Genomic DNA, 22265 nt, shown 5'->3' on the forward strand with positions numbered 1-22265 from the left:
CAAGATGAGATTTCCCATAGCGTAAGCTAGTAAGATCCCTGAAAGATGATCAGGTTGATAGGTTCGAGGTGGAAGCATGGTGACATGTGGAGCTGACGAATACTAATAGATCGAGGACTTAACCATATAATATGTAGCAAATGTTATCTAGTTTTGAAGGAATATATATTAAAATTTCTTCTTGACATTTCGAAAGAAATGTTTATAATGATAAAAGTCTGGTAATGATGGCAGAGAGGTCACACCCGTTCCCATACCGAACACGGAAGTTAAGCTCTCTAGCGCCGATGGTAGTTGGGACCTTGTCCCTGTGAGAGTAGGACGTTGCCAGGCTAATATTATTCCGCAGTAGCTCAGTGGTAGAGCTATCGGCTGTTAACCGATCGGTCGTAGGTTCGAGTCCTACCTGCGGAGCCATTATGCTTCCATAGCTCAGCTGGTAGAGCACTTCCATGGTAAGGAAGAGGTCACCGGTTCAAGCCCGGTTGGAAGCTTGGGAATAGGTTTAAAACTTTTTTGGCCCGTTGGTCAAGTGGTTAAGACACCGCCCTTTCACGGCGGTAACACGGGTTCGAATCCCGTACGGGTCACCACTTTTGGAGGATTAGCTCAGCTGGGAGAGCACCTGCCTTACAAGCAGGGGGTCGGCGGTTCGATCCCGTCATCCTCCACCATATATATTTAAAATGTCGGAGGGGTAGCGAAGTGGCTAAACGCGGCGGACTGTAAATCCGCTCCTTCGGGTTCGGCAGTTCGAATCTGCCCCCCTCCACCATTTTCTTTAAAATAACCTGAGAGGGTTTATTTTTTTGAAAAGATAACCATACTAGTAAATATTAATGGGCTATAGCCAAGCGGTAAGGCAACGGACTTTGACTCCGTCATGCGCTGGTTCGAATCCAGCTAGCCCAGCCATTTACGAGCCATTAGCTCAGTTGGTAGAGCATCTGACTTTTAATCAGAGGGTCGAAGGTTCGAGTCCTTCATGGCTCATCATTTTTGCGGAAGTAGTTCAGTGGTAGAATACAACCTTGCCAAGGTTGGGGTCGCGGGTTCGAATCCCGTCTTCCGCTTAATTAATAAGGGGCCTTAGCTCAGCTGGGAGAGCGCCTGCCTTGCACGCAGGAGGTCAGCGGTTCGATCCCGCTAGGCTCCATCTAAATAAAAAAGCTTATATCATACGATGTAAGCTTTTTTTGTGTTTAAAAAGACAACTTTTATACTTGTCGTTTAAAATGAAGAAAACGTAAAAATAAGGGATGGGGAGATAATTGTGAAAGTTGTTATTGCATCTGATTCATATAAAGAAAGCCTAAAAGCTATAGAAGTATGTGGAGCTATTGAAAGAGGTTTTAGAGCAATTTTTCCTAATGCAGAGTATGTGAAAATACCAATTGGAGATGGAGGAGAAGGGACGGTTGAATCACTTGTTGATGCTACAGGGGGGAGAATTATATCAATTAGTGTGACAGGACCGCTTAGAGAAGGTATACAAGCTTTTTATGGCATTTCTAAAGATAAAAAGACAGCGTTTATTGAAATGGCAGCAGCATCAGGATTACAGCACGTTCCAGTTGAAAAGCGCAACCCACTTATTACAACGACAAAAGGAACAGGAGAACTTATATTACATGCGCTAGATCAAGGAGTGGAGTACATAATTTTAGGACTTGGAGGAAGTGCTACAAATGATGGCGGGGCAGGTATGTTAGCGGCTTTAGGAGTAAGGTTTATAAATGGTAAGGGTGAAGTAATAGATCCATCTGGAGGCACATTACACTCGATTGTTACTATTGATTTTTCACGAATGGACCCACGCTTAAAGGGGGTAAAGATAGAAGCGGCATGTGATGTGGATAATCCATTAGTCGGAATGCAGGGAGCATCTTTCGTATTTGGGAGACAAAAGGGTGCAAATATAGAGATGATGAAAGAGCTAGATGAGAATTTACAACATTATGCGAATATGCTTAAACGATATGTATCTTTTGATGTATCTGAAATACCTGGTGCAGGGGCAGCGGGAGGAATGGGAGCGGCTGTTATTTCAGTGTTAAAGGGAGACTTGCGTAGGGGCATTGAAATTGTATTAGATTATACAAATTTCGATAAACATATAGAAGATGCACATCTTATTATAACTGGTGAAGGTAGAATAGATAAACAAACTGCATATGGAAAGGCTCCTGTGGGTGTTGCGGGGCGTGCAAAACGTTTTTCTGTGCCTGTAATTGCTATTGGAGGGTCTGTATCATCTGATTATTCAGCTGTGTACGAGAAAGGAATAGATGCGGTATTTAGTATCACAACGAGACCGATGACACTAGAAGAAGCATATAAAGTAGCAGAAGAAAATATTGAAATGACAACGAAGAATATTGCAACAGTATGGAAAATAGCATCAGAAAAACACTTCTAAATATAGGAGTGTTTTATTATTATTATTTAATAATAGTGATTGCGATTGTTTCATTAAGTTAACTTTATACATAGAATAGTCTTAAAATTTGGTTTTCAACGTGAATATAAGTGAATAAATTGTATATCCATACAGAAAAATGTCGAGTTGAGTCAGACTATATAAAAGATTTAAAATATTTAGTGAAGGCATAAAAGGGGGATACTATCTATGAAAAAAGAAATCTCAGTTATTGGAGTTCCAATGGATTTAGGACAGATGCGTCGTGGAGTTGATATGGGACCGAGCGCGATCCGTTATGCAGGGGTAATTGAAAGAATTGAAGAAATTGGATATGACGTTAAAGATATGGGAGATATATGTATAGAGAGAGAAAAAGAGATAGATGAAAATACAAAATTAAGAAACCTTACACAAGTTGCAACTGTATGTAATGAATTAGCAAGTAAGGTGGATCATATTATAGAAGAAGGTCGTTTTCCACTTGTATTAGGTGGTGACCATAGTATTGCTATCGGTACATTAGCTGGTGTAGCAAAACATTATAAAAACTTAGGCGTTATTTGGTATGATGCACACGGTGATTTAAATACAGAGGAAACTTCACCATCTGGAAATATTCATGGTATGTCACTTGCAGCAAGTTTAGGTTATGGACATTCTTCACTTGTAGATTTATACGGAGCATATCCAAAGGTGAAAAAAGAGAATGTCGTAATTATCGGTGCGCGTGCATTGGATGAAGGAGAAAAAGACTTCATTCGCAATGAAGGTATTAAAGTGTTCTCAATGCATGAAATTGATCGTATGGGGATGACGGCTGTGATGGAAGAAACAATCGCATATTTATCTCATACCGATGGTGTACACTTATCATTAGATTTAGATGGTCTTGATCCTCATGATGCACCAGGTGTTGGAACGCCTGTAATTGGCGGTCTATCTTATCGTGAAAGTCATTTGGCGATGGAAATGTTAGCAGAAGCTGATATTATCACATCTGCTGAATTTGTTGAGGTAAATACGATTTTAGATGAGAGAAATAGAACGGCAACAACAGCAGTTGCTTTAATGGGTTCTTTATTCGGTGAAAAACTAAAATAAATGTAAGAAAAGCAACTGAGAAGTTGCTTTTTTTATTTGAAAATAAGCGTATAATAATGATTTATATTATACTGTACAATAAAAATGTTTGACATCTTACCAATTTGAGCTAAAGGGGGTTGTTTGTAATTGTCGTTTGTTTCATGTATGGTATAATTAACTAGTTGTTGGAAATACATACAGATAGAGCATAAAACAATATTTCAATATATGGATAGAATTGCTCGTAAGTAGGAGGAAGGGATAGCATGCCTTTTGAAGATACGACCATTTTGAAATATCTTAGTACGGCATTAGATATTGCCATTGTATGGTTTATTATATATAAGCTAATTCTTATAATCCGAGGGACGAAAGCTGTTCAACTTTTAAAAGGGATTACAGTTATTATCGTCGTTAAGATGATCAGTATTTTCCTTGAATTGCGTACGCTATCTTGGCTAACTGAACAAGTATTAACGTGGGGATTTTTAGCCGTTATTATTATCTTTCAGCCAGAATTGCGAAGAGCACTTGAGCAGCTAGGGCGCGGGAGTTTATTTTCGCGTGTTGGAACGCATGAGGATGATGAACCTGAAATGGTTGCAACAGCGATAGCAAAAGCAACCGAATATATGGGGAAACGTAGAATTGGTGCATTAATTACTTTGTCAAAAGAGACCGGTATGGGTGATTATGTGGAAACGGGTATTCCGCTTAATGCAAACGTATCATCGGAATTACTTATTAATATTTTTATTCCAAATACACCTCTTCATGACGGAGCGGTAATTATGCAAGGAAGTACAATTAAAGCAGCAGCATGCTATCTTCCATTATCAGAAAGTCCGTTTATTTCTAAAGAATTAGGAACTAGACATCGTGCTGCAATGGGAGTTAGTGAAGTTACTGATAGTATTACAGTAGTTGTGTCTGAAGAAACTGGTCAAATTTCTTTAACGAAAAATGGTAAGTTGCATCGTGATTTGAAGACAGAACAGCTGAAAGATATGTTATTAGCTGAATTTAGTGGAAACGAAAAAACGACTTCTTCGTCTTTATGGAATTGGAGGAGAAAGCGTCATGGATAAGTTAATGGAGAATCATTGGTTTTTAAAAGGGATCTCATTACTATTGGCGTGTATGCTTTTTATGTCAGCGACGTTAACTGAAAAAAATACGACATCAGGTATATTACCTTTTGCAAATGATACGAAAGAAACATTAACTAATTATGCTATTAATCTTAAGTATGATGAGGAGAAATATATTGTAAGTGGTATTCCGGCAGAGGGCGTTAAAGTAAAATTAGAAGGCCCAAAAGCATCAGTTGCTACAGCAAAAGCAAAAAAACAATTTGACATACCGGTTGATTTGCGAGATAGTCCAAAAGGAACTTATGAGATTTCTTTAAAAACGAACGGGCTTCCAGATGATGTGAAAGGAACAGTTCAGCCATCAACAATTAAAGTTACTCTTCATGAAAAGGCGAGAAAATATGTTCATGTAGATCTGAAATTATCAAATGAGGATCAGATGCCAGCGGGGGCTACTCTAGAAAAATCAAGCCTTAAACCGGATACTGTTGAGGTAGTTGGGACGAAAGAAGAAATTGAAAGCATTTCCTCTGCCAAAGCGTATGTTGATTTAAAAGGTGTTAATAAAACTGTTACAAAAACGCCCGAAGTTACATTATACAATAAAGAAGGAAAACGTTTAAATGTAAGAACAAGTCCATCTAAGATTAGTGTAACGTTGAATGTGGCAACGCAAACTACAGCCAATAATACTGAAAAAACTGTTCCTGTAACGTATACGAAGAAGGGGAGTTTAGCAGAAGGATTGGCGGTTACAAATATCAGTGTTGAACCGAGAGAAGTAACGATAGCTGGTCCAAAAGATATTTTGGATAATATACAATCGCTAGAGGGGGTCGAAGTAGATCTTAGTCAATTGACAGAGTCTACAACATTCGATGCCTCTGTTTTATTACCCAAGGGTGTAACAAGTGCAAAACCGAATCAAGTGAAGGTTTCGGTGGGAGTGCAAAAAACAAAACAAACGAAAACAAAAACGATTGATGGTATCCCAATCCAGAAAAATGGACTGTCTAAAGATGTTACTGCTCAGCTACTTTCGCCGCAAGATGGAAAGATAAGTGTTGATATTTCAGGAGAAGCAAGTATAGTAGATAAAATAACAGCTGCTCAAATAACAGCGGTAATTAATCTGCAAAATGTATCCTCAGGGACGAAAGATATTTCCATTCAAGTGAGCGGTCCTGGTAATATTTCAATAGAGCCAAAACAAAAAAGTGCTAAAGTTACTATTGTGAAGAAAGAAAAACCAGATAAAGAAGTACAGGGTAACGGTCAACAACCGGATTCAAATACGGATCAAGAAAATCAAAATGAGAAACCAAAAAATCCTGAACCTGATTCAGAAAAAGAACAGGAAAAGAATCAAAACCAAAATCAAAATCAAGATAAAGATAAAGAAACGAGTCAAGAACCAACAGTAGATAATCAAAAAGAGCAAGAAAAAGGAGCGAATCATAATGGGTAAATATTTTGGTACAGATGGAGTACGCGGAGTTGCAAATAAGGAGTTAACACCTGAATTAGCTTTCAAAATTGGACGTTTTGGTGGTTATGTATTAACAAAAGATACAGATCGTCCAAAAGTAATTATCGGTCGTGATACACGTGTATCTGGTCATATGTTAGAAGGAGCTTTAGTAGCAGGTCTATTATCAACTGGAGCAGAAGTAATGCGCCTTGGCGTTATTTCTACACCGGGCGTTGCTTATTTAACAAAAGCACTAGATGCACAAGCGGGTGTTATGATTTCTGCATCTCATAATCCAGTACAAGATAACGGTATTAAATTCTTTGGTTCAGACGGCTTTAAATTAACAGATGAGCAAGAAGCTGAGATTGAAGCTTTATTAGACAAAGAAGTTGATGAACTACCACGTCCGACAGGTACTAATCTTGGACAAGTGAGCGATTACTTTGAAGGTGGACAAAAATATTTACAGTACATTAAACAAACTGTTGAAGAAGATTTCTCTGGCCTACATATCGCTTTAGATTGTGCACATGGTGCAACTTCTTCTCTAGCTCCATACTTATTTGCAGACCTAGAAGCTGATATTTCAACAATGGGAACTTCTCCAAACGGTATGAATATTAATGAGGGTGTAGGATCTACACATCCAGAAGGCTTAGCTGAATTGGTAAAAGAAAAAGGTGCGGATATCGGACTTGCTTTTGATGGCGATGGCGACCGTTTAATTGCTGTAGACGAAAAAGGAAACATCGTTGACGGTGATCAAATTATGTTCATTTGTGCGAAATATATGAAAGAAACTGGTCAATTAAAACATAATACAGTTGTTTCAACTGTTATGAGTAACTTAGGTTTCTACAAGGCACTTGAAGCAAATAATATTACAAGTGATAAAACAGCAGTTGGTGACCGCTACGTTATGGAAGAAATGAAGCGTGGAGGTTACAATCTAGGTGGAGAACAATCAGGCCATATTATCTTACTTGATTACATTACAACTGGTGATGGAATGTTAAGTGCACTTCAACTTGTAAACATCATGAAAATGACGAAAAAGCCATTATCTGAGCTTGCAGGAGAAATGACGAAATTCCCACAATTGTTAGTAAACGTTCGTGTAACAGATAAAAAATTAGCATTAGAAAATGAAAAAATTAAAGAAATTATTCGTGTTGTAGAGGAAGAAATGAACGGTGATGGCCGTATTCTTGTTCGTCCATCTGGAACAGAGCCACTTATTCGTGTAATGGCAGAAGCACCAACACAAGAAGTTTGTGATGCATATGTACATCGCATTGTAGAAGTTGTGAAAGCTGAAGTTGGCGCTGAATAATTAGCTGAATTTATATGAAAAAGGAGCACAAAAAGTGCTCCTTTTTCATATGTTTTATAGACGATGAAAAAAATTTCATTGACGGTTTATCCATGTTTGTTATAAGATGGTCTTGTTCTTTTTCTCAAAGGAAATATTGTAAATTATAAAAGCGCCAGAACTACAAATAGTGTAGTTGACGAGGTGGGGTTTATCGAGATTTCGGCGGATGACTCCCGGTTGTTCATCACAACCGCAAGCTTTTACTTAAATCATTAAGGTGACTTAGTGGACAAAGGTGAAAGTGTGATGAGAGAAGAGGAACGGATGAAAACTAGCTGTATAAGTATATACGGACTTAAACCCAATCGAGAGGAAGGTGAAAGCCGTTACAAGCTTACAGGGCTAGCAATATGTAATCCGTTTTTTAGTATAAATAAAAATGGTATCGGACTATGTCGTTACATGTTCGCAGAGCAGTGTAAGCATTTGTAACGGCGACTAAACATGTGTGGAATCGTAGGATTTATTGGAGAGCAAGATGCAAAGGAAATTTTATTAAAAGGTTTAGAAAAGCTAGAATATCGTGGATATGATTCAGCAGGTATTGCAGTACAAGCAGAGAACGGTGTTGTTGTATACAAAGAAAAAGGCCGTATCGCAAAACTTCGTGAAATCGTAGATGAGAACGTAGCAGCAAGCGTGGGTATCGGACACACACGCTGGGCTACACACGGTGTTCCAAGTAAAGTAAACGCGCATCCGCATCAAAGTACATCAAAACGCTTTACATTAGTTCATAACGGTGTAATTGAAAACTATGAATTAGTGAAAAAGGAATATTTACAAGATGTAACGTTCGTAAGTGAAACAGATACAGAGGTTATCGTACAGCTTATGGAACAACAAGTGAGCACAGGATTAAGTGTAGAAGAAGCGTTCCGTAATACGCTATCTCTTTTACATGGCTCTTATGCAATCGGATTACTTGATGCTGAAAATCCAAACATGATTTATGTTGCTAAAAACAAAAGCCCGCTATTAGTAGGTGTTGGTGACAACTTTAATGTTGTGGCAAGCGACGCTATGGCGATGTTACAAGTTACAGATCAATTTATTGAGTTAATGGATAAAGAAATCGTAATCGTAACGAAAGAAAGTATTACAATTAAAAACTTACAAGGTGAAACGATTGAACGTGCACCGTTTACAGCGGAATTAGACGCAAGTGATATTGAAAAGGGAACATATCCTCATTTCATGCTTAAAGAAATCGATGAGCAACCACTTGTAATCCGTAATATAATTCAAAAGTATCAAGATGAAAATGGCGAAATTGAATTAAATCAAGACATCCGCAATGCGATCTTAGATAGCGATCGTATTTACATCATTGCATGTGGAACGAGTTATCATGCAGGTCTTGTTGGAAAACAATTTATCGAGAAGTTTGCAAAAATGCCAGTTGAAGTACACGTGGCAAGTGAATTCTCTTACAACATGCCATTATTAACAGAAAGACCATTCTTCATTTACATTTCACAAAGTGGTGAAACAGCTGATAGCCGTGCAGTACTTGTGCAAACAAATGAAATGGGCCATAAAGCATTAACAATTACAAACGTGCCTGGTTCTACGCTTTCTCGTGAAGCTGATTATACACTTCCGTTATACGCTGGACCAGAAATTGCAGTTGCATCAACGAAAGCTTACACAGCACAGCTTGCAGTACTTTCAATTTTAGCGGCTGATATTGCTAAAGCAAAAGGTGAAGTTCTTGATTTCGATTTAACACACGAACTAGGACTTGTAGCAAATGCAATGATAGAACTTTGTGATCAAAAAGAAGAAATGGACGCATTAGCAAAACAATTTTTAGCGACAACGCGTAACTGTTTCTTCATCGGACGTAGCGTAGACTTCTACGTAGGATTAGAAGGTGCGTTAAAACTAAAAGAAATCTCTTACATCCAAGCAGAAGGATTCGCTGGAGGAGAGTTAAAACACGGTACAATCGCTTTAATCGAAAATGGTACACCAGTTATCGCACTTGCTACACAAGAGCACGTAAACCTTGGAATTCGCGGCAACGTGAAAGAGGTAGTAGCACGCGGAGCTAACCCATGTATCATCTCAATGAAAGGCTTAGAAATGGAAGGAGACAGCTTCGTATTACCAGCTGTACACGAAGCGCTAGCACCGCTAGTAGCAGTTATTCCATTACAACTTATCTCATACTACGCAGCACTTCACCGCGAGTGTGACGTTGATAAGCCACGTAACTTAGCTAAGTCTGTTACTGTTGAGTAGGAGATTGGTAGGTTAATAAGTATAGTTATACGTTTGAAATAAATTAAAACTAAGAAAAAACTCTGTAAAAATCATTTTACAGAGTTTTTTTAGTTATTTATTGTTTTACATAACAAATTGTTACTTGTTCGTCTATGTGGAAAATCTGTAACACTTTACCATCTAAATTTTTAACCTCATATGATGAATAAATAGGTCTTTCCAATTTCACTTCTTGACCATTTTGAGTTCCTTTTTCCACCATTAGCGTTAACTGATGGGAAGAAACGTCTGCTTGGTATGTTCCTGTTAAGTAATTATCTTTATTTGGATAAGAACCATTTGCATATGTTTCAAATGTCTTATCTGCTTTTAGGACTAACGTAGTTTTGACTCCGTCTCCGTAATCAATACCCCAATTACCTACAAGCTCTGTACCGTCTTTATAGTTGTTCTGTACATTCTTAAACTTAGCGGAATCCTCGTCTGGTGTATCAATTTTTCCTTTGAATATACCAGTTTTATCTTGGGTACTGTATGTTTTAACTGTATTACCACTAGATAAACTCGGTGAGTTAGAAGAACTAGTACCACTTGTTGTAGAAGTAGTTGTTGAACCACCCTTAGCTTCCGCTTTTAACTTATTAAATACAGGTTTCCAAATGCGTTTTGCTTCATCTAATTTATTGTTTGCTTTATCTATGATTGCATCATCCGTATCTTTAAGTGTTTTAGAGTAATCAAATAACTTCGATACTTCTTTGAAAGATTCTTTTAACTTTTGAACAGCTTTTACAATTTCCTTATGATCTTCCTTGTATTTTCCTGGTGCATCTATACGCTCTATTTTATTAAATACTTTATCTAAGTCTTTAATACTATCTCGTACCTCTTCATTTGACTTACTTCCCTTTTTATTATCCCTCACAGAAGCATCATAGTAATCTAGACGTCTTAATAAGTCTTCTTCAATGTCTACCATAAGTTGTGGGTAATCCTCAGGCAAAACCATAATCATCTTAACATCTTTACTTTCTTCTTTTGAGTTAGTTGATTTTTCCTTTGTTTCAGATGATTTACCTTCTGTCTTAGTTTCTTTACTTTCTTGTTTACCAGATTCAGCATTTGTTTTTTCTTTTTCTCCAAATAAATTTGTTACACTACAAGCTGACATAGAAACTACTAATCCAGATGCTAGTAAAATTTTACCTGTACTCTTTTTGAAATTCTTCATATGATTTTTCAATTCTCCCTTTCAAAACATAAAATAGATGTGCTTTAGCCCCTTTAAAACTAAAAAACATACCCCTTCTATATTTATTTTATAATACCTTTCTATGTATAATATTTTACAATTAATTACAGATACGGTCAAAATTTATCTTAGTTTAACGATGTTCACAAAAAAGATGCGAAGCTTTATTCCTTCAAGTAAAGATTCTAAGTGAGTTTTGATTAAAATTTTTTTATAAAAATCTCATACTTAGTTAAAAAGAGTGATTCTATTTTGATCAATCGTTTTTTCAAAATGAATTTTTTTGTTGTTAAATAAAGATTTGTGACTTCATTTTTATCAAATTTTATTCCAAACCAATATATAGTTATAGCTTTAAAATAAATTTACAAATTTGTATCTAAAAGGGGTGTTTTTGTGTCGAAAAAGAACATTTAGAATTGGTAAGTGGATAGAACTCCATAAATTAAAGTTTTACTTTATCGACTTCACTTTTACTTATCTGAATTTTCCGTTATCATTTTAAGTATTCGTGAACAATTTCCTTTATTACGGCAAAAAGAGACGAGAGATTTATGGACATTTCAAGGGGGGATATTGATGAAAGTGAATGAAAAAACATATCTAAGTATAGAAGAGATTATTTCATTGCCAACCGTATCAAGTACAAACATAAGTGATGATGGTAAAAACGTAGCATTTGTTAAGAAGACGGCTGATTGGAAAGACAATACATATAGGAATCATGTATGGATATATGAAAAAGATAAGAAGCAGAGTTACCCATTATCAAATGGTGATATAGATAGTACACACCCATTATGGTCTCCAGATGCTAGGTGTATCGCATATCTTAGTCCAGTTGGTGATGGGAAAAATCAGATATTTGTTAAGTCACTAGATGGTTATAGAGAGGTTCAAATTACCGATGAGAAAGAAGGAGTCAGTACATTCAAATGGGGTCCTACTGGCAAGGGTCTTTATTATGTTACGCAGTCAAAAGAATGTGAGGAGATAAAGAAATGTAAGGATCTATATGGAGATTTTCAACATATAGGTAAGGAACACCAGAATAATTGTTTATATTACATTGAAATAGAGAAGGTGATACAAAGTGATACAGATGAACACGAGAACAGAGTTGTTTATCAATTAACGGATGGTAAGGATTTTCATATCCATGAATTTGATATTTCAAATGATGGTAAAAAGGTTGTATTTATGGCGACACCAAGCTCAAATATGGCAGATTATATAAATGGAGATCTATACATACTCCATATTAAAGCTGGAGAGCTACAAAAGCTGAATGTGGATAAGTTGTTGGGAGGGAGTGTTTGCTTTTCTCCTGACGGCAGTGAAATATGTTACACAGCAAGCATAAGAGAGAAGGGTTACTATAGAAACCATATACAAGATAGTACGTTAGAGATATATGATATAAATACCGGAGAGCTAATTCAACCTTTAACAGATTTTGATAGTACGGTTATGCCATTACAGTGGGCAGCTAAAGGGGTTTTAATTAGGTGGCAGAATAAAACGAATTATCTTATTGGATTGCTAGCCGAAGATGGCACTGTGGAAATATTAAGCGAAAAAGTAGATGGCTTTATAATGGATGCTTCTATAACAAAGGATGGCAAACATATATCCTACAATAAGGCTATAACAAATGAAACCTTTGAAATCTATTTAGACGATAAAAAAATAACGGATGAAAATAGCTTTTTCAAAGGGAAACTTAGAAGTAACAGGGAAATCATCTCATGGAAAAGTAGCGATGGTCTTGAAATAGAAGGTGTTTTATCAACGCCAGTAGAGTTGGACACTAATAAAAAATATCCTTTATTAGTAGTAATTCACGGCGGTCCGGCTTGGGCATCTTTTCCGATATTTTCAGACTGCTTCAATGAGAAATATCCGATTGAACAGTTTGTTGAAAAAGGCTTTATCGTTTTAGAACCAAATTACAGAGGAAGTTCAGGTTATGGTAATGAATTTTTAAAAGCTAACTATAGAAAACAGGGGATTGCTGACTACGATGATGTTATATCTGGAGTGGATGAACTAGTAGAAAAAGGGATGGTAGACAAGGATAGAGTAGGAGTTATGGGATGGAGCAACGGTGGATATGTATCAGCTTTCTGTTCTACGTTTAGTAGTCGGTTTAAAGCTATTTCAGTTGGCGGTGGAATAACTAACTGGAGTACCCATTATGTAAATACAGATATACCTTACTTTATTAGAATGTATTTAGGAAATACTCCATGGAATGATCCAGAGATATATACGAAGACATCACCTATGACGTATATTAAATCAGCTTGTACGCCTACCTTAATTCAACATGGGGAAAAGGATGCAAGAATTCCAATTACAAATGCATATGATCTATATCAAGGATTAATGGATATGGAAGTTGATACAGAATTAATTATATTTAAAGGAATGGCATATAGTTCTGACCAACCAGGAGTTCATGTGGCTATTATGAAGCAGAACTTGATGTGGTTTTCACACTATATTCTTGGAGAGAGTATGGAGGGTTTTAGGACTTTGTAAGGGATGTTTGTACAAGACATAAGGTTGAAACGGTCTTCATATTGAGATGATTTATTATAAAATATATACTTAAACTACTATCAGTACATACATCAGGGAGGACTAATATGACAGGAAATAAAAATGACTTACTAGTAGAAAAACGTGAAGAGTTATTGAAAGTATTGCAAGCTCGTTTTGAGAAAAACATGAACCGCCATGAAGGTCTTGAATGGGCTAAAGTTGAAGCGAAGCTGACTACTAATAATGAAAAAATGTGGTCACTTAACGAAATGGAAGTAACTGGTGGTGAACCGGATGTTGTTGGTTATGATGAAGAAAAGGACGAATATACTTTCTATGATTGTTCAAAGGAGAGTCCTAAAGGCCGCAGAAGTCTTTGTTATGATCTTGAAGCGTTAGAATCAAGAAAAAAACATAAACCAGAAAATAACGCTATTGATGTGGCGGCCGCTATGGGTATTGAGTTATTAACGGAAGAACAATATCGAGAGTTACAAAAACTTGGAGATTTTGATATGAAATCATCGAGTTGGGTACAAACACCTTCAGATATTAGAGAGCTTGGTGGTGCTCTATTTTGCGATTATCGCTTTGGCCATGTTTTCGTGTACCACAATGGAGCAGACTCTTACTATGCTGCCAGAGGTTTTCGTGGCTCGTTAAAAGTTTAAATTAGGAGAAATAAGAAAAAGAGCCTATATTCAGGCTCTTTTTCTTATTTATATTTTAAAAGTAAACTGTTACTACGCAGTTTTACTTAATTTATATGTTCCGTGGTTGTTTTTACGGAAAAGTTTAGGGAAAACATAGCCATCTAATCCAATACGTCCAGCGTTCTGCCCTGCAACTAAAATGAACATAGTCAAAATAAGCAGGTTTGGGTTTACACTAACAGTTCCACTTAATAAAAATGAAAGATTCATTATGATTCCGAAAAATGCAGCTGTTTTTGTTAATCCGCCTAAAATTAAACCTAGACCTACTAAAATTTCTCCCCATTGAACTAAAAAGCTAAATAGGTCTGCGTTTGGAAGGACAAAATGTTGAAGAAAATCTGCCCACCAACTTTGTACTGCAGGGTGGTCACCTGATGCTTGAGCAATAGCACCCTTTAGAAAGCCACTTGCGTCAAAAGATTGTCCGAAGACTTTGCCTATCCCAGCAGCGAGCCATGTATACCCTATGTAAAGCCGTAAAAGTAATAATATGAAAGTAGCACGTTTATCAGTTCTTAAAAAATTGATAACCATTGAAATCCCTCCAATATTGTATTTACAAGTTTATTATATATCCATTGTGAATAAATTCACAATGGATATAATGTGAACAAGTTTATGATTTTTTATTTGTAAAATTGTACATAAAGCATTTTGAAATTTATTTTTGGAAGGTGAAGAATAAATGTGGTATGGGAGCTATCTATTTTAGTAGAGAGCTCCCATAGTAAACAGATTCATGTAGTTTTTTTAGTGTATCTGGGCATTACGTATTATTTCTCTGGCTTTATATAAGGAACAACTTGCGCAGTCACCCCTACAGAAGCACCGCGAATAAAATCTTGGTTTTCTAATGCTTTAAAGTTTTCCGTTTTTCCTGTTAGCATAACACCTAAAATTTTCACTTGATCAAATGGTTTGTTTTTGTTTGCTTTTAAAAACTTCTGTATATCTTCGTCATGTCCATCGTCATCGTATTGATTAAGTGAATCAATGAACTCTTTGTACGCTTCTTTAGGAGACTTGTCTGGATTGAATCCGTAAACAGGCATACCAGCAGGTCCTTTACTTTCATCTCTGATTGGTGAGGTCATATATAGCCATACGATATTTAAGTTATCTGGTATTTTTGTTTGAACCTCTTTTAATGTATAGGGTTGATTGAAAGAGATGGCAACTTCGGCAACATAGTTGTTCATTTGTGAAACTTCACCTAATTCATTTTGCACACCATCGTGATAATCTTTAATAGCCGGATTATAAAATGTCGCAAATTTATTCTTTGTTTGTTTATCATACTCATAGAAATTTGTATCTGACCAATAAAAGCCAGGTGTTAACTCATTGAAGTCAATATGAGTCAGGAACCAACCATAAGAACTTGTTAATGTGTTCCATGGGACTACATAACCGTTAATGTTTTTGGAACGGTTTGATATAATATTGCCGCCAAACATAGATGAATTACTTGTTACTTGAGAATCAATTTGTACATTCGGTTCTGCAATTGCGTTATGTAAAAAGAGATGTTCGTGAAGTTTCGTAGAGCTTTTCGCTGCGAAGTAATTGCCAACTTTATAAATGATAGGGATAAGCATCATGACAACGATAATAGAGGTAATGATGATTTTAAGCAACTGTTTCCTTTTAGCCTTTTTTAAAGCATCTTTTAAAGAAGTATCCATTAATTTTTTCCTCCTACTTTAGAATGAATTGTCTTACGTGCACGATGTAATTTTTGTTTGACGCTGTTTACTTGAATATCTAGTATTAGAGCGATTTCTTCGTATGTAAAATTGTAATAATATTTTAAAAAGAAGGCTTCTTTATATTCTAATTTTATATCTTTTAATAAATAGAAAATCTCATCTTTATTTAAAACTGTATCCAATTCTCGGTCTGTATATTGAAGTTTTGAATAGATTTCTTCAGTTAAGCAGATGTTTTGCTGTTCTTTTTTGCGTTTTAAATCAATGTATTCATTTAATGCGACTCTGAAAAACCATGGACGTATGTTACTCTCGGTTAGATTATCTAGCAATGTGTATACTTTATAGAAGGTATTTTGGATGATGTCTTCTGCATCTTCTTTTATAGCCCCTTTCGCTAGTAGTAGTTTGAACACTTCCTCCCCTAGATTGATAAGATAGGAGGTAAATATATTTTCTTTTCCCATCACTTTTCCTCCCTACACTTATACAACGAATAGGTAATGATAAATGTATACACTTAAATTTAAATTAGTTATTCACTATGGTTTATAGTACACGGTACTTTATAAATAGGAGTGGTTCTTTTATTTTTTGAAATATTAAATCTTTAGTGCTAAAATAAAATTTGGAGATATATGTAAAGGAGACAAAGACTCAATATGTGGATGAACTTGTAATGATTAGAAACTAGATAGATGAATTTTGCTCTCATAAGCGAGGGTTTATTTAGTCATCTGTAAATCATTCAAGGAATGCATATTTGGATTGTACATCCCTTTTATAAGGATAGGTGCCTATTTTATGTATCTGTCTTTTTTTTGGGAAAGTTTATATCTCTTATATAAAATATGCGTCCTTTAAACTTGGAGGAGTATATGATGAACCAATTAAAAAATAAAGTAGCAGTTATTACAGGGGTAAGTCGTCTAGATGGTATAGGCGCAGCGGTTTGTAAAGAATTAGCTGAATCAGGATACGATATATTTTTTACGTATTGGACAGCTTACGATAAAGAGATGCCTTGGGGCGTTGATAAAAATGAACAAATACAATTAAAAGAAGAGTTACTAAAAAACGGTGTTAAAGTCTCAAGTATGGAGTTAGATTTAACTCAGAATGATGCACCGAAAGAGCTTATAAATAAAGTTACTGAACAATTAGGGTACCCTCATATATTAATTAATAATGCAGCATATTCTACGAATAATGATTTCTCTACGTTGACTGCTGAAGAATTAGATAAGCATTATATGGTGAATATTCGTGCGACTACATTGCTCAGTAGTCAATTTGCCCGAGGATTTGATAAAAAATCTGGTGGTAGAATTGTGAATATGACTTCGGGGCAATTTCAAGGTCCTATGGTAGGAGAACTAGCGTATGCAACAACGAAGGGAGCTATTGATGCTCTTACTAGTACGTTGTCAGCAGAGGTAGCTCATTTAGGAATAACAGTGAATGCAATTAATCCAGGACCAACTGATACAGGATGGATGACTGAAGAGATAAAACAAGGGTTAAAGCCGATGTTTCCTTTTGGCAGAATTGGTGAGCCAAAGGATGCAGCTAGACTCATTAAATTTTTAGTAAGTGAAGAAGCTGAGTGGATTACTGGGCAAGTTATTCATTCAGAAGGTGGATTTAAAAGATAAAAAAGAAGGTATCTCACCTTAGTGAGATACCTTCTTTTTTAATCTTTCTTCAACCTTCGTGCAATACCATTCCCTAAAGACTGTAATCCTTGAACGAGGATAATTAAAATAAAGACAGTTGCATACATTACTTCAGGTTCATAGCGTAAATGTCCGAAGCGATATGCTAAGTCCCCTAGCCCACCAGCGCCTACAAGACCAGCCATTGCTGTTGCGCCGATTAAGCCAATCGTTGCAATTGTTAATCCAAGTACAAGGGAGGGACGAGCTTCTTTCACCATAACGTGCCAAATAATTTTTATAGTAGAAACGCCCATCGCTTGATAGGCTTCAATAACGCCGCGATCTACTTCTAATAAAGCAGTTTCCATTAATCGTGCAATATAAGGGGCCGTGAATACGACAAGCGGTACGATTACGCCTTGTACACCAATGGAGGTTCCCATTAGAAACTTTGTAAAAGGTAAAATGAAGAATAATAGAATGATAAATGGAAGAGAGCGAATGATATTAATAATTGTATTAAGAATTGGGTAAATGATTTTATTTTCGTGCTGCCCACCAGGTCTTGTTAAAACAAGTGTGACACCAAGTGGTAGTGCAATAAGGATAGAGATGAATAGTGAAATAGATGTCATTTGAAATGTTTGAATGGTTGCTTCCCATATGACTTTACCCCATTCATCCAAAAAGGACTTGTTTCCCATAATCTGTTCTACCCCCTTCTACGATGATTCCTTGCTCTTGTAAAAATGATAAAGCGTGGTTGATTTCATTTTGTTCCCCTTGCATATGAATGACAAGTTTCCCGTATGCCTCATGTTTTAACTGTGTAATATTACCGGATAAAATATTTGGATACACTTGGAAACGTTTTGTAGCGATAGCTAACGCTGGTTCACCAGAAGAATTTCCTATAAATGAAAGTGTTACGATTTCTCCGGTTCTTTGTAGTTCTTTTTGTACTTCAGCTGGGATTTTTGCTGCAAATGCACTATTTACAAATTTCTTCGTTGTTACATGTTGTGGGTTTGTGAAGATCTCCTTCACAGTCCCGCTTTCAATTACTGCTCCATGTTCCATAACAGCAACTCGGTCGCATATACGTTGGATGACATTCATTTCATGTGTAATTAATAAAATTGTAATCCCGATTTCCTCATTAATCTTTAATAATAGGTCAAGAATAGAATCAGTTGTTTCTGGATCTAAAGCACTCGTTGCTTCGTCGCTTAATAACACTTCCGGTTCATGTGATAGTGCACGTGCAATGGCAACACGTTGTTTCTGGCCACCAGAAAGTTCACTCGGATAGGCATCTTTTCGATTAAAAAGATCGACAATACGTAAATACTTTTCTACCCTTTTTTCAATTTCTAATTTTGGAACGCCAGCAAGGCGTAACGGTAATGCGATATTTTCATAAACGGTAACAGTTTTGAGCAAATTGAATCCTTGAAAAATCATCCCGATTTTTTGTCTCGCTTTTGCTAGTTCTTTTGTAGACAGTGTTGTTAAATCTTGCTCGTTTACAATAATATTTCCTGTCGTTGGTTTTTCTAATAAATTTACACAGCGAATTAATGTACTTTTGCCAGCGCCACTATATCCAATGATTCCAAATACTTCGCCCTTTTTTACTTGGAGGGAAGTGGACTTAAGAGCTTCCACATTCCCCTTTTTTGTTGTAAATACTTTGGATACATTTTTTAATTCAATCATTATCGTCAGCTCCTACCAAGACGGTAAAACAGAACCATCAAATTTTTTCTCGATAAATTCTTTTACTTCTTTAGATTGATAAGCTTTCTTTAATTTATTTACAACAACATCATCTTTATTTTCAGTACGAACAACGACCCAGTTCACATAAGGCGAATCTTTGCCTTCACGGAAAATGGAATCTTTCGCAGGGCTTAATTTTGCACCTAATGCAAAGTTTGTATTAATTGCAGCTGCTTTTACTTCACTTAGTTGTGTTGGTAATTGAGATGCCTCTAACTCAACAATCTTTAATTTTTTTGGATTTTCAATTACATCTTTCGCAGTCGCTTTTTCTGTCGCTTTTGGATCCACTTTTAAAACCCCTGCTTTTTCAAATAACTTTAAAGCACGAAGTTCATTCGTTGGGTCATTTGGGACAGCGATTGCGTCGCCCTCTTTTAATTCTTTTACATCTTTTATGTCTTTAGAATAGACGCCCATAGGGAATGTTACTGTTGAAAATACTTCGGTTAATTTCATATTACGTTCAGCTTTAAATACGTCTAAATATGATTTCGTTTGATAGCTATTTACATCAAGGCTTTTTTCATCGAGGGATACGTTTGGTGCTACATAATCATTAAATACTTTTATATCAATTTCGAGACCATCTTTCGCTGCCACTTCTTTTACCTTTTCAAAAATCTGCTCATGCGGCCCGCCTGTTACACCGACAGTAATCTTTTTCTCATCTAACGCTTTTACTTGTTTATCTGAACCTGCGCTACATGCGCCTAATAATAGTACCGCTCCGCTTACAATGCTTAATAATACTTTCTTCATCTATGATTCCCCCTTCATATACGTTCCAAAATAAAAAGCACCTCTCAAAATAAGAGAGGTGCCGAATAGACGAAATAGGTTCCTCTCTTATCTTCCAAAACGAAAACTCGTTTTGCAGGAATTAGCACCTTAGCTTATACGTCATAAGCTCGGTTGCCGGGCATCATCGGGCCAGTCCCTCCGCCACTCTTGATAAGAGTATGTGTATGTAGTTTTTTAGTATGGTACTAATAGTAAATCTTACAAAAAGAATTGTCAATATTGTTTTCTGAATATATTTTATTTTAAGGTAATCGAAATGTTTCCTTTTTTATGCCCTTTTTCCACATACATATGAGCTTCAGCAATTTCTTCTAATCGGTAAGTTCTATCAATAACAGGTTTTAAATGTTCTGTTTCAGTTAGTCTTTTTAGTAGAATCATATCCTCTTTACTTACTTTTGCCATCATTCCATTCACAGATACATATTTTCCATTAGGCGCTAATACTTGTTTACAAAGGGATTTTTTATGCTTCCCAACTGCATCAAATATAATATCGTAACGCTCGCGCCGCTTAGTAAAATCTTCTTTCGTATAATCAATCACTTTATCCGCTCCTAAAGATTGCACTAGTTCAAAATTTGAATTACTACAAACAGCTGTAACGATCGCACCAAAATATTTAGCGAGTTGTATGGCAGCTGTTCCTACTGATCCAGAGGCACCATATATGAGAACTTGTTGCCCCTTTTTTATTCGGCCTTTTCTCAGAAAATGCAACGCTGAAGTTCCACCAAAAGGAATAACTGCCGCTTCTTCATACGTTACATTGGTAGGTTTTAATGTTATTAATCCACTTTCATGCACGCATGTGTATTCGGCATAACCACCAAGATTTAGTTCTGTTAATGCAAAAATTTGATCTCCTTTTTTAAATTGAGTTACATCTGTCCCGATCTCCTCTATCTCTCCTGCTAATTCTACGCCAAGTATAGGGTTTCTCGGTTTTCTAAGTCCTAATATAAGTCGCATAGGAATCCAAAATAATAGAGGGCTATTAAATCCGCGTATTCTACAATCTCCAGTCGATACACTTGTTGCGTGAATTTTAACTAATACTTCGTTCTTTTTAGGTATAGGTTTCTCTATATTTTGAAGCTGAAGAACGTTAGGTGGTCCATACTGTGTGCAAATGATCGCCTTCATAATGTCCTCCTGAAATGAGTTGTCTTTATTTACATCATATTTAAGATCTTTATTAAACATGTCGCTATATAGTGAGTATAGATTAAAAATTATATAGATTTCATAGGAAAAGAGGTGATATTATTTTGGGAAAGGGGGCAACAGTATGAAAAAAATTATTTTTGTTTCAAGTTTAGTACTTGCAATCAGTCTAGGGGTAGGGTGTAGTAATGAGAAAACAGCAAAGACGGATGAGCCGAAAAAAGAATCCGTTCAAAAAGAAAAGGAATTAACGGCGAAAGATGTTTTCAAGAAAACGAATGAAGCTTTTAAAAATGAAGAACATGTAACGATGACATATGGTGTAGGGGTAAAAGCTGAGGGAACAGAGATGGATATATTAAAGGCTAAGATGCAATTAGAGCCAAAGACAAAGAATTCTCGTTCTGAAATGAATATTTCCGGTACAGATGTTGTAGTGTATACTGTGGATGGTAAAGTTGCTGGTGAGGTAAAAAACCCTAATACAGGAGAAGTTGTAACCGTACCAGAGGAGCAATTAAACGCTGGTGGAATGAAAGCGACTCAAGATATTATAGATAAATTAGAAGTACCGGAAGTAGTTTTAGATAAAATGAAGCTGGAGAAAAGCGGAGATAAATATAAACTGAAATTTACATTAAAAGGGCAAGAAACAGAAAGTATGTTAACTAGCATGGATGAAACGCAGAAGAAAATGTTACAAGCACAAAATGCGAAGATAGAAGAAGTGGATGCAGAATATATCATTACAAAAGATTTTAAATATGAATCAGCAAAGATAGACATGATTATGAGTAGCAATGGCAAGGATAAAGCACACATTATTACGAACGCAAAATATACGTCGTATGAAAAGTTTGACCCAATACAATTGCCAGCAGCAAAGTAACAGTTTTGATAAGGAGGGACCTAAAATAAGGTCCCTCTTTTTTGTATTCTTTCTTCATAGGAAA

Annotated in this window: 19 protein-coding genes, 9 tRNA genes, 2 rRNA genes and 1 riboswitch (1 of these 31 only partly in view); of the genes, 22 read left to right on the forward strand and 8 right to left on the reverse strand. The window is 36.1% G+C overall.

Annotated elements, in window-relative coordinates; all coding sequences use genetic code 11:
• The 18 genes from MHH55_RS29090 to glmS form a co-directional block, all read left to right on the forward strand.
• Window positions 1-126 (forward strand): 23S ribosomal RNA (locus MHH55_RS29090); it begins 2796 nt to the left of the window's first position.
• Window positions 127-217: 91 nt separating this feature from the next.
• Window positions 218-333, forward strand: a 5S ribosomal RNA gene (gene rrf, locus MHH55_RS29095).
• A 9-nt stretch (window positions 334-342) separates the two neighbouring features.
• Window positions 343-417: transfer RNA gene (locus tag MHH55_RS29100), tRNA-Asn, on the forward strand.
• Between the two features lie 4 nt (window positions 418-421).
• Window positions 422-494: transfer RNA gene (locus MHH55_RS29105), tRNA-Thr, on the forward strand.
• A 24-nt stretch (window positions 495-518) separates the two neighbouring features.
• Window positions 519-593, forward strand: a tRNA-Glu gene (locus MHH55_RS29110).
• Between the two features lie 5 nt (window positions 594-598).
• A tRNA-Val gene (locus tag MHH55_RS29115) sits at window positions 599-674 on the forward strand.
• Window positions 675-691: 17 nt separating this feature from the next.
• Window positions 692-775 (forward strand) — tRNA-Tyr (locus MHH55_RS29120).
• Between the two features lie 65 nt (window positions 776-840).
• Window positions 841-915: transfer RNA gene (locus tag MHH55_RS29125), tRNA-Gln, on the forward strand.
• A gap of 5 nt (window positions 916-920) precedes the next feature.
• A tRNA-Lys gene (locus MHH55_RS29130) sits at window positions 921-993 on the forward strand.
• Window positions 994-1001: 8 nt separating this feature from the next.
• A tRNA-Gly gene (locus MHH55_RS29135) sits at window positions 1002-1073 on the forward strand.
• A gap of 10 nt (window positions 1074-1083) precedes the next feature.
• Window positions 1084-1156, forward strand: a tRNA-Ala gene (locus MHH55_RS29140).
• Between the two features lie 117 nt (window positions 1157-1273).
• The gene (locus MHH55_RS29145; protein ID WP_000869587.1) at window positions 1274-2419 is read left to right on the forward strand and encodes a glycerate kinase; all 1146 of its coding nucleotides are present in this window, start codon (window positions 1274-1276) and stop codon (window positions 2417-2419) included.
• Window positions 2420-2629: 210 nt separating this feature from the next.
• Window positions 2630-3523: an arginase gene (gene rocF, locus MHH55_RS29150; protein WP_000711563.1), complete on the forward strand. Its 894-nt coding sequence runs from the start codon at window positions 2630-2632 to the stop codon at window positions 3521-3523.
• 248 nt (window positions 3524-3771) lie between these two features.
• A complete protein-coding gene (cdaA, locus tag MHH55_RS29155) occupies window positions 3772-4593 on the forward strand; it encodes a diadenylate cyclase CdaA (RefSeq protein ID WP_001115697.1) in 822 nt (273 codons plus the stop codon).
• A complete protein-coding gene (locus tag MHH55_RS29160; RefSeq protein WP_000359601.1) occupies window positions 4586-6067 on the forward strand; it encodes a CdaR family protein in 1482 nt (493 codons plus the stop codon). Before cdaA ends, MHH55_RS29160 begins: the two co-directional genes overlap by 8 nt.
• Window positions 6060-7406, forward strand: coding sequence for a phosphoglucosamine mutase (gene glmM, locus MHH55_RS29165; protein ID WP_000521476.1), 1347 nt, complete (start codon window positions 6060-6062; stop codon window positions 7404-7406). The genes MHH55_RS29160 and glmM overlap by 8 nt, the downstream gene beginning before the upstream one ends.
• Before the next feature lie 288 nt (window positions 7407-7694).
• On the forward strand, window positions 7695-7880 hold the full coding sequence (locus MHH55_RS29170; RefSeq protein ID WP_001206405.1) for a hypothetical protein: 186 nt from the start codon (window positions 7695-7697) through the stop codon (window positions 7878-7880).
• A 12-nt stretch (window positions 7881-7892) separates the two neighbouring features.
• Window positions 7893-9695, forward strand: a complete 1803-nt coding sequence (gene glmS / locus MHH55_RS29175) for a glutamine--fructose-6-phosphate transaminase (isomerizing) (protein ID WP_000334163.1) — start codon at window positions 7893-7895, stop codon at window positions 9693-9695.
• 97 nt (window positions 9696-9792) lie between these two features.
• On the opposite strand, the gene MHH55_RS29180 is transcribed toward glmS, so the two are convergent.
• Window positions 9793-10920: a DUF3994 domain-containing protein gene (locus tag MHH55_RS29180; protein WP_074553711.1), complete on the reverse strand. Its 1128-nt coding sequence runs from the start codon at window positions 10918-10920 to the stop codon at window positions 9793-9795.
• 588 nt (window positions 10921-11508) lie between these two features.
• Here MHH55_RS29180 and MHH55_RS29185 point away from each other — a divergent pair.
• A complete protein-coding gene (locus tag MHH55_RS29185) occupies window positions 11509-13473 on the forward strand; it encodes a prolyl oligopeptidase family serine peptidase (protein ID WP_139362462.1) in 1965 nt (654 codons plus the stop codon).
• A gap of 107 nt (window positions 13474-13580) precedes the next feature.
• Window positions 13581-14147 (forward strand): DUF4256 domain-containing protein, encoded by a 567-nt coding sequence (locus MHH55_RS29190; protein WP_048538436.1) that lies wholly within the window; start codon window positions 13581-13583, stop codon window positions 14145-14147.
• A gap of 72 nt (window positions 14148-14219) precedes the next feature.
• Here MHH55_RS29190 and MHH55_RS29195 read toward each other — a convergent pair whose 3' ends face one another.
• The 3 genes from MHH55_RS29195 to MHH55_RS29205 form a co-directional block, all read right to left on the reverse strand.
• On the reverse strand, window positions 14220-14726 hold the full coding sequence (locus MHH55_RS29195) for a DoxX family membrane protein (RefSeq protein WP_000236367.1): 507 nt from the start codon (window positions 14724-14726) through the stop codon (window positions 14220-14222).
• A 239-nt stretch (window positions 14727-14965) separates the two neighbouring features.
• Window positions 14966-15877: a sigma factor regulator N-terminal domain-containing protein gene (locus tag MHH55_RS29200; protein WP_006920121.1), complete on the reverse strand. Its 912-nt coding sequence runs from the start codon at window positions 15875-15877 to the stop codon at window positions 14966-14968.
• The gene (locus MHH55_RS29205) at window positions 15877-16368 is read right to left on the reverse strand and encodes an RNA polymerase sigma factor (RefSeq protein ID WP_048538437.1); all 492 of its coding nucleotides are present in this window, start codon (window positions 16366-16368) and stop codon (window positions 15877-15879) included. Before MHH55_RS29205 ends, MHH55_RS29200 begins: the two co-directional genes overlap by 1 nt.
• 411 nt (window positions 16369-16779) lie before the next feature.
• Here MHH55_RS29205 and MHH55_RS29210 point away from each other — a divergent pair, with 411 nt between their 5' ends.
• Window positions 16780-17556, forward strand: a complete 777-nt coding sequence (locus MHH55_RS29210; RefSeq protein ID WP_002182367.1) for an SDR family oxidoreductase — start codon at window positions 16780-16782, stop codon at window positions 17554-17556.
• Between the two features lie 38 nt (window positions 17557-17594).
• Here MHH55_RS29210 and MHH55_RS29215 read toward each other — a convergent pair whose 3' ends face one another.
• The 4 genes from MHH55_RS29215 to MHH55_RS29230 all read right to left on the reverse strand — a co-directional run bounded on the left by MHH55_RS29215 (window position 17595) and on the right by MHH55_RS29230 (window position 21291).
• Window positions 17595-18263 (reverse strand): methionine ABC transporter permease, encoded by a 669-nt coding sequence (locus tag MHH55_RS29215; RefSeq protein ID WP_000527136.1) that lies wholly within the window; start codon window positions 18261-18263, stop codon window positions 17595-17597.
• Window positions 18238-19278, reverse strand: a complete 1041-nt coding sequence (locus MHH55_RS29220; RefSeq protein WP_000571355.1) for a methionine ABC transporter ATP-binding protein — start codon at window positions 19276-19278, stop codon at window positions 18238-18240. The genes MHH55_RS29215 and MHH55_RS29220 overlap by 26 nt, the downstream gene beginning before the upstream one ends.
• 12 nt (window positions 19279-19290) lie before the next feature.
• Window positions 19291-20103, reverse strand: a complete 813-nt coding sequence (locus MHH55_RS29225) for a MetQ/NlpA family ABC transporter substrate-binding protein (RefSeq protein ID WP_000756980.1) — start codon at window positions 20101-20103, stop codon at window positions 19291-19293.
• An 84-nt stretch (window positions 20104-20187) separates the two neighbouring features.
• A riboswitch (SAM riboswitch) is annotated at window positions 20188-20302 on the reverse strand.
• Between the two features lie 80 nt (window positions 20303-20382).
• Entirely contained in the window at window positions 20383-21291 is a 909-nt protein-coding gene (locus MHH55_RS29230; protein ID WP_025690511.1) for an NAD(P)-dependent alcohol dehydrogenase, read from the reverse strand.
• Between the two features lie 145 nt (window positions 21292-21436).
• On the opposite strand from MHH55_RS29230, the gene MHH55_RS29235 reads away from it, so the two are divergent.
• On the forward strand, window positions 21437-22201 hold the full coding sequence (locus MHH55_RS29235) for a DUF6612 family protein (RefSeq protein ID WP_000720094.1): 765 nt from the start codon (window positions 21437-21439) through the stop codon (window positions 22199-22201).
• Window positions 22202-22265 lie beyond the last annotated feature (64 nt).

This window comes from Bacillus sp. FSL K6-2944 (assembly GCF_038005385.1).
GTDB lineage: Bacteria > Bacillota > Bacilli > Bacillales > Bacillaceae_G > Bacillus_A > Bacillus_A cereus.

Bases quoted from the DNA above. Each gene is read 5' to 3' on its own strand.
- rocF (WP_000711563.1), top strand. From the start codon at position 2,630: ATGAAAAAAGAAATCTCAGTTATTGGAGTTCCAATGGATTTAGGACAG.
- cdaA (WP_001115697.1), top strand. From the start codon at position 3,772: ATGCCTTTTGAAGATACGACCATTTTGAAATATCTTAGTACGGCATTA.
- MHH55_RS29160 (WP_000359601.1), top strand. From the start codon at position 4,586: ATGGATAAGTTAATGGAGAATCATTGGTTTTTAAAAGGGATCTCATTA.
- glmM (WP_000521476.1), top strand. From the start codon at position 6,060: ATGGGTAAATATTTTGGTACAGATGGAGTACGCGGAGTTGCAAATAAG.
- MHH55_RS29170 (WP_001206405.1), top strand. From the start codon at position 7,695: ATGAGAGAAGAGGAACGGATGAAAACTAGCTGTATAAGTATATACGGA.
- glmS (WP_000334163.1), top strand. From the start codon at position 7,893: ATGTGTGGAATCGTAGGATTTATTGGAGAGCAAGATGCAAAGGAAATT.
- MHH55_RS29185 (WP_139362462.1), top strand. From the start codon at position 11,509: ATGAAAGTGAATGAAAAAACATATCTAAGTATAGAAGAGATTATTTCA.
- MHH55_RS29190 (WP_048538436.1), top strand. From the start codon at position 13,581: ATGACAGGAAATAAAAATGACTTACTAGTAGAAAAACGTGAAGAGTTA.
- MHH55_RS29195 (WP_000236367.1), bottom strand. From the start codon at position 14,726: ATGGTTATCAATTTTTTAAGAACTGATAAACGTGCTACTTTCATATTA.
- MHH55_RS29200 (WP_006920121.1), bottom strand. From the start codon at position 15,877: ATGGATACTTCTTTAAAAGATGCTTTAAAAAAGGCTAAAAGGAAACAG.
- MHH55_RS29205 (WP_048538437.1), bottom strand. From the start codon at position 16,368: ATGGGAAAAGAAAATATATTTACCTCCTATCTTATCAATCTAGGGGAG.
- MHH55_RS29210 (WP_002182367.1), top strand. From the start codon at position 16,780: ATGATGAACCAATTAAAAAATAAAGTAGCAGTTATTACAGGGGTAAGT.
- MHH55_RS29215 (WP_000527136.1), bottom strand. From the start codon at position 18,263: ATGGGAAACAAGTCCTTTTTGGATGAATGGGGTAAAGTCATATGGGAA.
- MHH55_RS29220 (WP_000571355.1), bottom strand. From the start codon at position 19,278: ATGATTGAATTAAAAAATGTATCCAAAGTATTTACAACAAAAAAGGGG.
- MHH55_RS29225 (WP_000756980.1), bottom strand. From the start codon at position 20,103: ATGAAGAAAGTATTATTAAGCATTGTAAGCGGAGCGGTACTATTATTA.
- MHH55_RS29230 (WP_025690511.1), bottom strand. From the start codon at position 21,291: ATGAAGGCGATCATTTGCACACAGTATGGACCACCTAACGTTCTTCAG.
- MHH55_RS29235 (WP_000720094.1), top strand. From the start codon at position 21,437: ATGAAAAAAATTATTTTTGTTTCAAGTTTAGTACTTGCAATCAGTCTA.